Here is a 12,837-nt window from a genome sequence, read left to right as displayed (position 1 = left end):
GTCAGTGCTCCCGGCTGGCAAAGTCGATGCGCGGATCGACCAAGGTGTAGGTCAGGTCGCCGATCAGTTTCACCACCAGCCCTAGCAGGGTGAAGATGAACAGGGTGCCGAAGACCACCGGGTAGTCGCGGTTGATGGCCGCTTCGAAACTCATCAGGCCCAGGCCGTCGAGGCTGAAGATCACCTCGATCAGCAAGGAGCCTGTGAAGAAGATGCCGATGAACGCCGAAGGGAAGCCGGCGATCACCAGCAGCATGGCGTTGCGGAACACGTGGCCGTACAGCACCCGTGATCGGCTCAGGCCCTTGGCCTTGGCGGTGACCACGTACTGTTTGTTTATCTCGTCGAGGAAGCTGTTCTTGGTCAGCAGGGTCATGGTGGCGAAGTTGCCGATGACCAGCGCGGTGATCGGCAGCACCAGGTGCCAGAAGTAGTCCAGCACCTTGCCGGTGGTGCTCAGTTCGTCGAAGTTGTTGGAGGTGAGGCCACGCAGCGGGAACCAGTCGAAGTAGCTGCCACCGGCGAACAGCACGATCAGCAGGATGGCGAACAGGAACGCCGGGATGGCGTAGCCGACGATGATTGCCGAGCTGGTCCACACGTCGAAGTGGCTGCCGTGGCGCACGGCCTTGGCGATCCCCAGCGGGATCGACACCAGGTACATTATCAGCGTGCTCCACAGCCCCAGCGAGATCGAAACCGGCATCTTCTCGGCGATCAGGTCGATCACCTTGGCGTCGCGGAAGAAGCTGTCGCCGAAGTCCAGCTGGGCGTAGTTCTTGACCATGATCCACAGGCGCTCGGGCGGCGACTTGTCGAAGCCGTACATGCGCTCGATTTCAGCGATCAGCGCCGGGTCCAGGCCCTGGGCGCCGCGGTAGCTGGAGCCGGCCACGGAAACCTCGGCACCGCCACCGGCAATGCGGCTGGTGGCGCCTTCGAAGCCTTCGAGCTTGGCGATCATTTGCTCGACCGGGCCACCGGGGGCGGCCTGGACGATGATGAAGTTGATGATGAGGATGCCGAACAGGGTCGGGATGATCAGCAGCAGGCGGCGCAGGATGTAAGCCAGCATCTTAGTTGGCCTCGTCCGCAGGCGCTTCGCTGACCGCCGGGGTTACATCGGGCTTGATCCACCAGGTGTCGATGCCGATGTCGTACTTGGGCGACACGTTCGGGTGGCCGATGTGGTTCCAGTAGGCCACACGCCAGGTCTTGATGTGCCAGTTGGGGATCACGTAGTAGCCCCACAGCAACACGCGGTCGAGGGCGCGGCAGTGGTCGATCAGGCTCTGCCGAGAGTCGGCGTTGATCAGCTGGTCCACCAGTTGGTCGATGGCCGGGTCGCGCAGGCCGATGAAGTTGCGGCTGCCGGGGTTGTCGGCGGCGGCGCTGGACCAGAACTCGCGCTGCTCGTTGCCTGGCGAGTTGGATTGCGGGTAGCCGCCAACGATCATGTCGTAGTCACGCGAGCGCAGGCGGGTTATGTACTGCGAAACGTCGACGCGGCGAATGTTCAGCTCGATACCGAGGTCGGCAAGGTTGCGCTTGAACGGCAGCAGAATGCGTTCGAACTCGGTCTGCGCCAGCAGGAACTCGATGCTTGCCGGCTTGCCTTGGGCGTCGACCATCTTGTCGTCGACGATTTTCCAGCCGGCTTCCTGCAACAGTTTGTAGGCCTGGCGCTGTTGCTCGCGGATCATGCCGCTGCCGTCACTGACCGGGTTGTGGAAGACCTCGGTAAATACTTGCTCGGGCACTTTGCCGCGCAGTGGTTCGAGGATTTTCAGCTCGTTGGGACTGGGCAGGCCGCGGGCGGCCATTTCCGAGTTCTCGAAGTAGCTGCCGGTACGGGTGTAGGCGCCGTTGAACAGCTGTTTGTTGGTCCACTCGTAGTCCAGCAGCAGGCTCAGGGCCTGGCGCACACGCACATCCTGGAACACCGGGCGGCGGATGTTGAAAATGAAGCCCTGCATACCGGTGGGGTTGCCGTTGGGCAGCTCTTCCTTGATCAGGCGACCTTCGCGCACGGCGGGCACGTTGTAAGCGGTGGCCCAGTTCTTGGCACTGACTTCCAGGCCATAGTCGAATGCCCCGGCCTTGAGGGCCTCCAGGGCGACGGTGGTATCGCGGTAGGAGTCGAACGTCATGGCATCGAAGTTGTAGAAGCCGCGGTTGATGGGCAGGTCCTTGGCCCAGTAGTCCTTGACCCGTTCGTAGCGCACCGAGCGCCCGGCCTTGACCTCGGCGACCTTGTACGGGCCGCTGCCCAACGGGATTTCCAGGTTGCCGCGGTTGAACTCGCGGTTTTCGTACCAGTGCTTGGGCAGTACCGGCAGCTGGCCGAGAATCAGTGGCAGCTCGCGGTTGTTCTTGTGCTTGAACTTGAACAGCACCTTCAGCGGGTCTTCGGCGACCACTTCGGCGACGTCGGCGTAGTACTGGCGGTACAGTGGGGCGCCGTCCTTGATCAGGGCGTTGAACGTGAACACCACGTCGTCGGCGCGCATCGGATGGCCGTCATGGAAGCGCGCTTCGGGGCGCAGGTAGAAGCGCACCCAGCTGTTGTCCGGGGCCTTTTCGATCTTGCCGGCAACCAGGCCGTATTCGGTGAACGGTTCATCCTGGCTCTGGCGCATCAGGGTGTCGTAGATAATGCCGATGTTCTCGGCCGCCACGCCTTTGTTGATGAACGGGTTGAGGCTGTCGAAGCCGCCGAAGCTGGACTGGCGGAAGGTGCCGCCCTTGGGCGCGTCCGGGTTGACGTAGTCGAAGTGCTTGAAGTCGGCGGGGTACTTGGGTGGCTCATCGTAAAGGGTGAGCGCGTGCTGCGGTGCGGCCAGCGCGGGAAGGCTCAGGCAGGCGAGCAACAGGCTGCCTGCCAGCCGGCGCAGACGGTGCGTTGGCGTCATTGGGCTTTCTCCGAAGTCTTGATCCACCAGCTGTTCAGCCCAAGGGTGTAGGGCGGCGTGGTGACGAAGGCGAACCGGTTGCGGTAGGCCAGGCGATGGTTGTCGAGGTACCAGTTGGGGATCATGTAGTAGTGCCATGAGAGCACGCGGTCCAGGGCGCGGGCAGCGGCGACCTGGTCATCGCGGGTGCGGGCGGCGAGCAGGGTGTCGAGCAGGTGGTCGACCACCGGGTCCTTGACCCCAGCATAGTTCTTGCTGCCCTTTGTCGCGGCCTGGCTGGAATGGAAGTACAGCCACTGTTCGAGGCCGGGGCTGAGGGTCTGGTTCAGGGTCATCAGAATCATGTCGAAATCGAACTGGTCCAGGCGTTGTTTGTACTGGGCACGGTCCACGGTGCGCAAGCGCGCATCGATGCCGATGCTGGACAGGTTTTCGACATAAGGTTGCAGGATGCGTTCAAGGTTGGGGTTTACCAGCAGCAGTTCCATGCGCAACTGCTGGCCCTTGCTGTCGACCAGGCGCTGGCCGTGCAGCTTCCAGCCGGCCTCGGCGAGCAGGCCCAGGGCCTGGCGCAGGGTCTGGCGGCTGATACCCCGGCCATCGGTGTGGCTGACCTTGTACGGTTCGCTGAACAGCTTGGCCGGCAACTGGTCACGGAATGGCGCCAGCAGCAGCCACTCCTTGCCGGTGGGCAGGCCGCTGGCGGCGAACTCGCTGTTTGGGTAGTAGCTGGTCGAGCGGCGGTAGGCGCTGCTGAACAGCGCGCGGTTGGTCCACTCGAAGTCCAGCATCAGCCCCAGCGCCTGGCGTACCCGCGGGTCACTGAACGCGGCCCGGCGGCTGTTCATGAACAGGCCCTGTGTTTGCGTGGGGATGCTGTGCGGGATTTGTGCCTTGATCACTTCACCCCGGCGCACGGCAGGGAAGTTGTAACCGTTGGCCCAGTTTTTTGCCTGGTGCTCGATATAGATGTCGAACTCGCCGGCCTTGAAGGCTTCGAAGGCCACCGTCGCGTCACGATAGAACTCGTATTCGACCCGATTGAAATTGTACTTGCCACGGTTGACCGCCAGGTCTTTGCCCCAGTAGTTCTTCACCCGTTCGAACACCAGGCGTCGTCCGGGTTGTACCTGGGTGATGCGGTAGGGGCCGCTGCCCAAGGGGGGCTCGAAGGTGGTGGCCTTGAAGTCGCGCTTCTGCCAGTAGTGTTTGGGCAGCACCGGCATTTCGCCCAGACGCAGTATCAGCAGCGGGTTGCCGGCGCGTTTGAACACGAAGCGGATGCGTAGCGGGCCGAGGATGTCTACCCGCTGCACTTCCTGCAGGTTGGTGCGGTAGATCGGGTGGCCATCCTTGAGCAGCGTGCGGTACGAGAAGGCCACGTCAGCCGAGGTGATGGGCTGGCCGTCATGCCAGCGGGCTTCGGGGCGCAGGTTGAACACCACCCAGCTGCGGTCCTCGCTGTACTCCACCGAGCGGGCGATCAGGCCATAGCTGGAGGTTGGCTCGTCACCGGACGGGTCGTACTGGCCCGTGCCGACCATCAGTGGCTCGTTCAGCTCGCTGATGCCGTACTGCTGGAAATTGGGCGTGGTAATCGGGCTCGACCCTTTGAAGGTGTAGGGGTTGAGCGTGTCGAAGGTACCAAAAGCCATGGCCCGCAACGTGCCGCCCTTGGGCGCTTGCGGGTTGACCCAGTCGAAGTGGGTGAAGGTGGCTGGGTACTTGAGCGTGCCGAACTGCGCGTATCCGTGGCTTTCGCTCACGATCGCGGCTGCGGGAAAGCTCAAGGCCAGGCTGAGTGACAGCAGGAGGGGACGTATCAAATCGGCATCCGATCCAGAGGCGTTGGGCTTTGATCGAGTACAGTAACAGCTTGGTGGGGTTGGAAAAAGAGAGGGGCTGGGGTTTTCCAGTGGCTGGTTTTTCAGGCCCATTCGCGGGCACGCCCGCTCCCACAGGTACGGCACCGGCTTTGGGGGCTGTGAAAAACCTCTGGGAGCGGGCGTGCCCGCGAATGGGCTGCAAAGCAGCCCCTGTAACGACTCAATGCCCGAGGTATACGGTCAGGGTCTGGCCTGGCTTGAGGGCGTGGCCGCTGCGTGGGTTCCAGCGCTTGAGGTGCTTCATTTCCACATTGAAACGCTTGGCTACCAGGTACAGGGAGTCGCCCTTGCGGACCTTGTATTGCGTGGAGCGCTTCCCGGAGGCGGCAACCCGGTTGCCGGCGGCGCTTGGCGCATTGCCACCACGCAGGGCCAGAACCTGGCCCGCGCGCAGACTGTTGCCGGACAAGCGGTTCCAGCGCTTGATGTCCTTGACCGATACACGGTTGGCCTTGGCGATGGCGCTCAGGTTATCGCCACGCTTGACCCGGTAGCTGCGTGCCCCCACCGGTGCCTTGGCTTCGGCCACGGCCCGGGCAAACGCTGCTTTCGGGGGTTGCAGGCTGACCAGTTGCTCCGGGTTGAGGTTGGACAGGCTGGCACTGAGCAACTGTGCCTTGGCGGTGGGCACCAGCAGCTGCTTCGGGCCATCGACGGTCATGCGCTTCTTGAATGCCGGGTTGAGCTGGATCAGCTCGTCCTCGTCGATGTTGGCAAAGGCCGCGACCCGGGAAAGGTCCAGACGGTCATTGATCGCCACCGCTTCGAAGTACGGTTCGTTGGCGATCGGGGTGAGATTGACACCATAGGCTTCTGGCGTGGACACCACCTGCGACAGTGCCAGCAACTTGGGCACGTAGTCGCGGGTTTCCTGTGGCAGCGGCAGGTTCCAGTAGTCGGTCGGCAGGCCGAGCCTTTCGTTGCGCTCGATGGCTCGGCTGACGGTGCCTTCGCCGGCATTGTAGGCCGCCAGGGCCAACAGCCAGTCGCCGTTGAACATGTCGTGCAGGCGGGTCAGGTAGTCCAGCGCGGCGTTGGTCGACGCGGTGACATCGCGGCGGCCGTCATAGAAGTTGGTCTGGCGCAGGTTGAAGTGGCGACCGGTAGCCGGCATGAACTGCCACATGCCGGCAGCGCTGGCGCGTGAGTAGGCCATGGGGTTGTAGGCACTTTCGATTGCTGGCAGCAGGGCCAGTTCCAGCGGCATGTCGCGTTCTTCAAGGCGCTCGACGATGTAGTGCAGGTAGAGGCTGCCACGTTCCCCGGCGCTTTCGATGAAGGTCGGGTTGCTGGCGAACCACAAGCGCTGCTGCTCGATGCGCGGGTTGACATCGATGCTGTCCTGCAGGGCGAAGCCCTGCCGCATGCGCTCCCAGACATCCTGTGGCGCCTGTTCGGCCGGCTTGACCAGCAGCGGGGAAGGTTTGTGCTTGATCCGTGCCTGGTAGTTGTGCGCGCGAACGCTATCGGATTCGTCGAGCTGACGGGTGCTCTGGCAGCCCACCAGCGTGGCTGCCAGGGCCAGCGCGCTGATTTGGGCCAGGCGCGTCAGGGCGGCGGAATGAGAGGTTCTGCGGCTACGGGAAGACATCGGCTGACACAGGTATCCGGGCGAAAAATTTCGGCGATTCTAGAAACCGCTCCGGCCCGGGTCAACCTTCGGCCCTCACTTGCGATATATCTTGCGGTTATCAGAAGGTGTCCTTCCAAGACCTCAAGGCAGCAAAAACAGCGACATGCGAGTTGTTTGAATGTCCCTTCCATTCGTCTGCTTTTTGTTTAACTAATGTTTCAGCGGTACGCAGAAAGGGGTTGGTCAGGCGCTCCAGGCCGATCGTTGAGGGCAAGCTGATGCGATTTTCGGCGCGCAAACGGGTAACGTCCTCGAAGCGTTGCTGAACGTGCGGGTTGGTCGGTTCCACAGCCTTGGCGAAGCGCAGGTTGCTGAGGGTGTATTCATGGGCGCAGTACACTTGTGTCTGCTCTGGCAGGGACGCCAGGCGGGCGAGGGCGGGCTGCATCTGTTCGGGTGTACCTTCGAACATGCGCCCGCAACCGGCGGCGAACAGGGTGTCGCCACTGAACAGGATGGGCGTTGCTGGCTGGTCGCTGAAGAAGGCGATATGCCCCAGGGTGTGGCCGGGTACCGCCATTACCTGGAACGTTACACCCAGCACGTCCACCCTGTCGCCTTCGTCCAGTGCCAGGTCGCGGCCGGGAATGCGCTCGTTGGCAGGGCCACAGACCCGTGCGCCGGTCAATTGCCTGAGCCGTTCCACCCCGCCGACATGGTCATTGTGGTGGTGGGTGACGAGGATGTCGCTCAGCACCCATTCGGGGTTGGCAGCCAGCCAGCGCTCCACTGGGCCGGCATCGCCCGGGTCGACCACCGCACAACGGCGTTTGGCAGTATCCTGTAACAACCAGATGTAGTTGTCGGAGAAAGCGGGGAGAGCTTCGATCTGTATCATGGTGCGGATCCGATTCGCCTAGCGTGGCACATGAGGGCATCTTAGCCGCGATGGCGCGGTGGGAGAACCTTCGAGGGAGAGCGCAATGACCGACCAAGCCTTTGCCCAGGCCGACCCGGACTGGGTCGAGCTGATCAGCCTGGCCCGTGAGTGGTTCAACGGCCCACTTGGGCAACTGATGCTCAAGGAGGAGGACAAACTGCTGGAAGAAGAGCTCGGGCGCTTCTTTGGCGGTTATCTCGTGCATTACGGGCCCTGCGCCGAGCCACCGCCCAGAGCCCCCCAGGTGCAGCGTAACGTGCGCCTTGGTGCGCCCTTGCCGGGTGTGGAGATTGTCTGCGAAGAACAAGCCTGGCCGTTGAGCGAGCACGCTGCCGACGTGGTGGTGCTGCAGCATGGCCTGGACTTCTGCCTGTCGCCCCATGGCCTGCTGCGCGAGGCCGCCAGTGCCGTACGCCCGGGCGGGCACCTGCTGATCGTGGGGATCAACCCCTGGAGCAGCTGGGGCATGCGCCATTTCTTCAGTCACGGTGCTCTGCGCAAGGCGCGCTGCATCTCGCCGTCACGGGTGGGCGACTGGCTCAACCTGCTGGGCTTCGCGCTGGAGAAACGCCGCTTCGGGTGCTATCGTCCGCCGCTTGCCTCACCAGCCTGGCAGCAACGCCTGGAGGGCTGGGAACGACTGGCCGGCGGCTGGCAGGGCTCCGGTGGCGGGGTGTACCTGCTGGTGGCGCGCAAGATGGTGGTAGGCCTGCGGCCTTTGCGGCCGGAACGCCGCGAGCCAATGGGCAAGCTGCTGCCGCTGCCACTGGCGAAGGTCAACCGCACCGCAGCCAACCCCGAAACTGACAAGCACTGAATTCAAGAGTGGTACATGAGCGATAGCGTCGAGATGTTTACTGATGGTGCCTGCAAGGGCAACCCTGGCCCGGGTGGCTGGGGCGTGCTGATGATCTACAAGGGCGTCGAGAAGGAACTGTGGGGCGGCGAACGTGAGACCACCAACAACCGCATGGAGCTGATGGCCGCGATCCAGGGCCTGATGTCGCTCAAGCGTGAATGCGAGGTGGTGCTGACCACCGACTCGCAGTACGTGATGAAGGGCATCAACGAATGGATGGTCAACTGGAAGAAGCGCGGCTGGAAGACCGCCGCCAAGGAGCCGGTGAAGAACGCCGACCTGTGGCAGCAGCTCGATGAGCAGGTCAACCGCCACAAGGTGATCTGGAAGTGGGTGCGCGGCCATATTGGCCACCCCGGCAACGAACGCGCCGACCAGCTGGCCAACCGTGGGGTCGATGAGGTGCGCGCCCAGCGTTGAGCTGGGGTACAATCGCGGCCTTTGTAACGGATGCAAGTTGGAGCGCCCGCGTGGAGCAGCAGCAAGATAAACGGTTCGTCATTCTCGATACCGAAACCACGGGTATGCCGGTTGGCGAAGGCCACCGGATCATCGAGATCGGCTGTGTCGAGGTCATCGGCCGGCGCCTGACCGGGCGGCACTTCCACGTCTACCTGCAGCCCGACCGCGAGAGTGACGAGGGCGCGATCAACGTTCACGGCATCACGGATGCCTTCCTGGTCGGCAAGCCACGTTTTGGCGATGTCGCCGAGGAGTTCTTCCAGTTCATCCAGGGCGCCACGCTGGTCATCCACAACGCGGCGTTCGACGTTGGCTTCATCAACAACGAATTCGCCTTGCTGGGCCAGCAGGACCGCGCTGACATTTCGCAGCACTGCACCATTCTGGACACCCTGCTGCTGGCACGTTCGCGCCACCCGGGGCAGCGCAACAGCCTGGATGCGCTGTGCAAACGCTACGACATCGACAACTCGGGCCGTGAGTTGCACGGCGCACTGCTCGACTCGGAACTGCTGGCCGACGTTTACCTGGCAATGACCGGTGGCCAGACCAGCCTGTCGTTGGCTGGGAATGGCGCAGATGCCGAAGATGACGGGCAGGGCGCTGGCGGCAGCGAGATCCGCCGGATTGTCGGGCGTGCGCCAGGGCGGGTGATCATGGCCAGCGCTGAAGAGCTGGAGGCGCATGCCGAGCGGCTGGCGGCCATTGCCAAGTCGGCAGGTGGGCCTTCGCTGTGGCAGGCCCTGACTGAGACACCAGCCGGCTGATCTTTCGCCCTGCAACAGAAGTGGAGATCGTTGTAGGAGCGGGTTTACCCGCCGACTACGGTGGCGGCTGCGGCGGTGAATGGCGGGGGCAGACTGGCCAGCAGGCCCGGCCCTTTCGCGGGTAAACCCGCTGCTGCTGGGCACCGGTCGGTGATTGGACACAGGCCGTCGTAGGAGCGGGTTTACCCGCGAAAGGGCCAGTACACGCAATACAAGGCTCAACTACCCTGAAATGGACGCCATGTCCTTCGGAGGTAGCCACCTGATGTACAAGGACCTCAAGTTCCCGATCCTCATTGTCCACCGCGCCATCAAGGCCGACAGTGTTGCCGGCGAACGCGTGCGGGGTATCGCCGAGGAACTGCGCCAGGATGGCTTTGCCATTCTCGCCGCAGCCGACCACGCCGAAGCGCGCCTGGTCGCCGCCACCCACCATGGCCTGGCCTGCATGCTGATTGCCGCCGAAGGCGCTGGCGAGAACACCCATTTACTGCAGAACATGGCCGAGCTGATCCGCCTGGCCCGTCTGCGCGCACCCAACCTGCCGATCTTCGCCCTGGGCGAGCAGGTGACCTTGGAAAATGCCCCCGCCGAAGCCATGAGCGAGCTCAACCAGCTGCGTGGCATCCTTTACCTGTTCGAAGACACCGTGCCGTTTCTCGCCCGCCAGGTGGCGCGAGCCGCACACACCTACCTCGATGGCCTGCTGCCGCCGTTCTTCAAGGCGCTGGTACAGCACACCGCGCAGTCCAACTATTCCTGGCACACCCCGGGCCATGGTGGCGGTGTGGCCTATCATAAAAGCCCGGTAGGCCAAGCCTTTCACCAGTTCTTCGGGGAAAACACCCTGCGCTCGGACCTGTCCGTTTCCGTGCCGGAGCTGGGTTCGCTGCTCGACCACACAGGCCCGCTGGCCGAAGCCGAGGCCAGGGCGGCGCGCAACTTCGGCGCCGACCACACCTTTTTTGTCATCAATGGCACCTCCACGGCCAACAAGATCGTCTGGCACGCCATGGTCGGCCGTGACGACCTGGTGCTGGTGGACCGCAACTGCCACAAGTCGGTGGTGCACGCGATCATCATGACGGGTGCCATCCCGTTGTACCTGTGCCCGGAGCGCAACGAACTGGGCATCATTGGCCCGATCCCGCTCAGCGAGTTCAGCCCCGAGGCGATCGCCGCGAAGATTCAGGCCAACCCCCTTGCCCGTGATCGTGGGCAGCGTATCAAGCTGGCGGTAGTGACCAACTCCACCTACGACGGGCTGTGTTACCACGCCGGGCTGATCAAGCAGGCCCTGGGTGCCAGTGTCGAGGTGCTGCACTTCGATGAGGCCTGGTTTGCCTATGCCGCGTTCCACGACTTTTTCACCGGGCGCTACGCCATGGGCACCGCCTGCGCGGCAGACAGCCCGCTGGTGTTCAGTACCCACTCCACCCACAAGCTGCTGGCGGCGTTCAGCCAGGCCTCGATGATTCATGTGCAGGACGGTGCCAGGCGGCAGCTGGACCGGGACCGTTTCAACGAAGCGTTCATGATGCACATCTCTACCTCGCCGCAGTACAGCATTCTCGCCTCGCTGGATGTGGCTTCGACCATGATGGAAGGGCCGGCCGGGCGCTCGCTGCTGCAGGAGATGTTCGACGAGGCGTTGAGTTTTCGTCGTGCCCTGGCCAACCTGCGTGAGCACATTGCCACAGCGGACTGGTGGTTCAGCATCTGGCAGCCGCCAAGTGCCGAGGGCATCCCCCGTCTGGCCGCGCAGGACTGGCTGCTGCAGCCGGGGGCGCAATGGCATGGGTTTGGTGAAGTGGTGACCGACTATGTGCTGCTCGACCCGCTGAAGGTGACCTTGGTAATGCCGGGCCTGAGCGCAGACGGTGTGCTGGGCGCGCGCGGTATCCCGGCAGCGGTAGTCAGCAAGTTTCTCTGGGAGCGCGGGCTGGTGGTGGAAAAAACGGGCCTGTACAGCTTCCTGGTACTGTTTTCCATGGGCATCACCAAGGGCAAGTGGAGCACCCTGCTCACCGAGCTGCTGGAGTTCAAACGCCACTATGACGGCAACACCCCACTCAGCAGCTGCCTGCCCAGTGTGGGGGCTGCCGACGCCTTGCGCTACCAGGGCATGGGCCTGCGCGACCTGTGCGACCAGTTACATGACTGCTACCGCGCCAATGCCACGGCCAAGCAGCTGAAGCGGCTGTTCACCCGTTTGCCGGAGGTGGCCGTCAGCCCGGCCCAGGCCTATGACAAGATGGTGCGTGGCGAAGTGGAGGCGGTGTCGATCGAGGCATTGCTGGGGCGTGTGGCGGCGGTGATGCTGGTGCCGTACCCGCCTGGCATCCCGTTGATCATGCCGGGTGAGCGGTTCACCGAGGCGACCCGCTCGATCCTGGACTACTTGGCATTCGCCCGCGCATTCAACCAGGGCTTTCCCGGGTTTGTCGCCGATGTGCACGGCCTGCAGCACGAAGGGGGCCGCTACACGGTGGATTGCATCACGGAATGCGCGTGATCTCGACGCCGGAGCGTGCCAGTTCGAAACGGTTTTCACCCAGGTGGTTGACCTTGTCGCCGATGGCCAGGCGGTAGGTGGTGATGGGGGCGCCCAGCGTGCTGCCGTCGAGTTGCAGGGTGGATTCCTGAAACTCGTGCACGGGGTAGATGCGGCCTTCGGCGTCACGGGCGTGGAATTGGCCGACCATTACTGCTGCCATTTGGGTGGAAACCTCTGAATTACGTAGGAAATGTATGAAGGCATAGACCGTGAAACTGACTCGGAAGTTTTCGCCCTGCGGAAAAAAAAACTCAGGCGCCGGAGAACGGTCATCTATAACTACAACGTCTATTTAACCCGCAAAGGTTGGAATTGCCATGAGTCAGGTGTATTCGGTAGCAGTCGTCGTGGGCAGCTTGCGCAAGGAGTCCTACAACCGCAAGGTCGCCCGCGCACTTTCGGAGCTGGCGCCGTCCAGCCTTGCGCTGAAGATCGTCGAGATTGGCGACCTGCCGCTGTACAACGAAGATATCGAAGCCGAGGCACCGCCGGAAACCTGGAAGCGTTTTCGCGATGAAATCCGTCGCAGTGATGCGGTGTTGTTCGTCACCCCGGAATACAACCGCTCGGTGCCAGGCTGCCTGAAAAATGCCATCGATGTGGGTTCGCGTCCTTACGGGCAAAGTGCCTGGAGCGGCAAGCCGACGGCGGTGGTGAGTGTGTCGCCGGGGGCGATTGGTGGCTTTGGCGCCAACCATGCGGTGCGCCAGTCGCTGGTGTTTCTCGACATGCCCTGCATGCAGATGCCCGAGGCTTACCTTGGCGGTGCGGCGAGCTTGTTCGAGGATTCGGGCAAGCTCAACGATAAGACGCGACCGTTCTTGCAGGCGTTTGTCGACAGGTTTGCTTCATGGGTGAAGTTGAACAGGGCGGTCTGAACC

General features: G+C 63.0%; 11 protein-coding genes. 5 read left to right on the top strand and 6 right to left on the bottom strand.

The features are described from left to right. Position 1: 1 nt before the first annotated feature. The 5 genes from V7787_RS16980 to gloB all read right to left on the bottom strand — a co-directional run bounded on the left by V7787_RS16980 (position 2) and on the right by gloB (position 7,269). A complete protein-coding gene (locus tag V7787_RS16980; RefSeq protein ID WP_010954918.1) occupies positions 2 to 1,075 on the bottom strand; it encodes a microcin C ABC transporter permease YejB in 1,074 nt (357 codons plus the stop codon). Between the two features lies 1 nt (position 1,076). Further along, on the bottom strand, positions 1,077 to 2,912 hold the full coding sequence (locus V7787_RS16975; protein WP_104886396.1) for an extracellular solute-binding protein: 1,836 nt from the start codon (positions 2,910 to 2,912) through the stop codon (positions 1,077 to 1,079). Then, entirely contained in the window at positions 2,909 to 4,738 is a 1,830-nt protein-coding gene (locus V7787_RS16970) for an extracellular solute-binding protein (protein ID WP_010954916.1), read from the bottom strand. Before V7787_RS16970 ends, V7787_RS16975 begins: the two co-directional genes overlap by 4 nt. A gap of 220 nt (positions 4,739 to 4,958) precedes the next feature. Beyond that, positions 4,959 to 6,389, bottom strand: a complete 1,431-nt coding sequence (locus V7787_RS16965) for a lytic transglycosylase domain-containing protein (protein WP_020190372.1) — start codon at positions 6,387 to 6,389, stop codon at positions 4,959 to 4,961. A gap of 100 nt (positions 6,390 to 6,489) precedes the next feature. Further along, on the bottom strand, positions 6,490 to 7,269 hold the full coding sequence (gloB, locus tag V7787_RS16960; RefSeq protein WP_104886395.1) for a hydroxyacylglutathione hydrolase: 780 nt from the start codon (positions 7,267 to 7,269) through the stop codon (positions 6,490 to 6,492). An 85-nt stretch (positions 7,270 to 7,354) separates the two neighbouring features. Between gloB and V7787_RS16955 the strand changes: the two genes are divergently transcribed. The 4 genes from V7787_RS16955 to V7787_RS16940 all read left to right on the top strand — a co-directional run bounded on the left by V7787_RS16955 (position 7,355) and on the right by V7787_RS16940 (position 11,914). Continuing rightward, a complete protein-coding gene (locus V7787_RS16955) occupies positions 7,355 to 8,128 on the top strand; it encodes a class I SAM-dependent methyltransferase (protein WP_003251461.1) in 774 nt (257 codons plus the stop codon). A gap of 15 nt (positions 8,129 to 8,143) precedes the next feature. Then, the gene (gene rnhA, locus V7787_RS16950; protein WP_020190374.1) at positions 8,144 to 8,590 is read left to right on the top strand and encodes a ribonuclease HI; all 447 of its coding nucleotides are present in this window, start codon (positions 8,144 to 8,146) and stop codon (positions 8,588 to 8,590) included. Between the two features lie 50 nt (positions 8,591 to 8,640). Beyond that, positions 8,641 to 9,399, top strand: a complete 759-nt coding sequence (gene dnaQ / locus V7787_RS16945; protein ID WP_020190375.1) for a DNA polymerase III subunit epsilon — start codon at positions 8,641 to 8,643, stop codon at positions 9,397 to 9,399. 265 nt (positions 9,400 to 9,664) lie between these two features. Next, a complete protein-coding gene (locus V7787_RS16940) occupies positions 9,665 to 11,914 on the top strand; it encodes an Orn/Lys/Arg decarboxylase N-terminal domain-containing protein (protein WP_104887836.1) in 2,250 nt (749 codons plus the stop codon). Here the strand turns inward: V7787_RS16940 and V7787_RS16935 are convergent. Then, complete coding sequence (locus V7787_RS16935; protein ID WP_010954911.1) at positions 11,898 to 12,116, bottom strand: hypothetical protein; 219 nt, start codon at positions 12,114 to 12,116, stop codon at positions 11,898 to 11,900. The two genes, V7787_RS16940 and V7787_RS16935, sit on opposite strands and share 17 nt — an antisense overlap. Before the next feature lie 157 nt (positions 12,117 to 12,273). Here V7787_RS16935 and chrR point away from each other — a divergent pair, with 157 nt between their 5' ends. Further along, positions 12,274 to 12,834, top strand: a complete 561-nt coding sequence (chrR, locus tag V7787_RS16930; RefSeq protein ID WP_003251456.1) for a class I chromate reductase ChrR — start codon at positions 12,274 to 12,276, stop codon at positions 12,832 to 12,834. Positions 12,835 to 12,837: the final 3 nt, after the last annotated feature.

Source organism: Pseudomonas sp. CGJS7 (assembly GCF_036961695.1).
This window is presented reverse-complemented; position numbering and strand designations above follow the sequence as displayed.

What these genes read in the sequence shown, in the direction of transcription:
- rnhA (WP_020190374.1), top strand. Translation starts at nt 8,144, where the DNA reads ATGAGCGATAGCGTCGAGATGTTTACTGATGGTGCCTGCAAGGGCAAC.
- V7787_RS16935 (WP_010954911.1), bottom strand. Translation starts at nt 12,116, where the DNA reads ATGGCAGCAGTAATGGTCGGCCAATTCCACGCCCGTGACGCCGAAGGC.
- V7787_RS16980 (WP_010954918.1), bottom strand. Translation starts at nt 1,075, where the DNA reads ATGCTGGCTTACATCCTGCGCCGCCTGCTGCTGATCATCCCGACCCTG.
- V7787_RS16975 (WP_104886396.1), bottom strand. Translation starts at nt 2,912, where the DNA reads ATGACGCCAACGCACCGTCTGCGCCGGCTGGCAGGCAGCCTGTTGCTC.
- V7787_RS16940 (WP_104887836.1), top strand. Translation starts at nt 9,665, where the DNA reads ATGTACAAGGACCTCAAGTTCCCGATCCTCATTGTCCACCGCGCCATC.
- V7787_RS16955 (WP_003251461.1), top strand. Translation starts at nt 7,355, where the DNA reads ATGACCGACCAAGCCTTTGCCCAGGCCGACCCGGACTGGGTCGAGCTG.
- V7787_RS16965 (WP_020190372.1), bottom strand. Translation starts at nt 6,389, where the DNA reads ATGTCTTCCCGTAGCCGCAGAACCTCTCATTCCGCCGCCCTGACGCGC.
- gloB (WP_104886395.1), bottom strand. Translation starts at nt 7,269, where the DNA reads ATGATACAGATCGAAGCTCTCCCCGCTTTCTCCGACAACTACATCTGG.
- chrR (WP_003251456.1), top strand. Translation starts at nt 12,274, where the DNA reads ATGAGTCAGGTGTATTCGGTAGCAGTCGTCGTGGGCAGCTTGCGCAAG.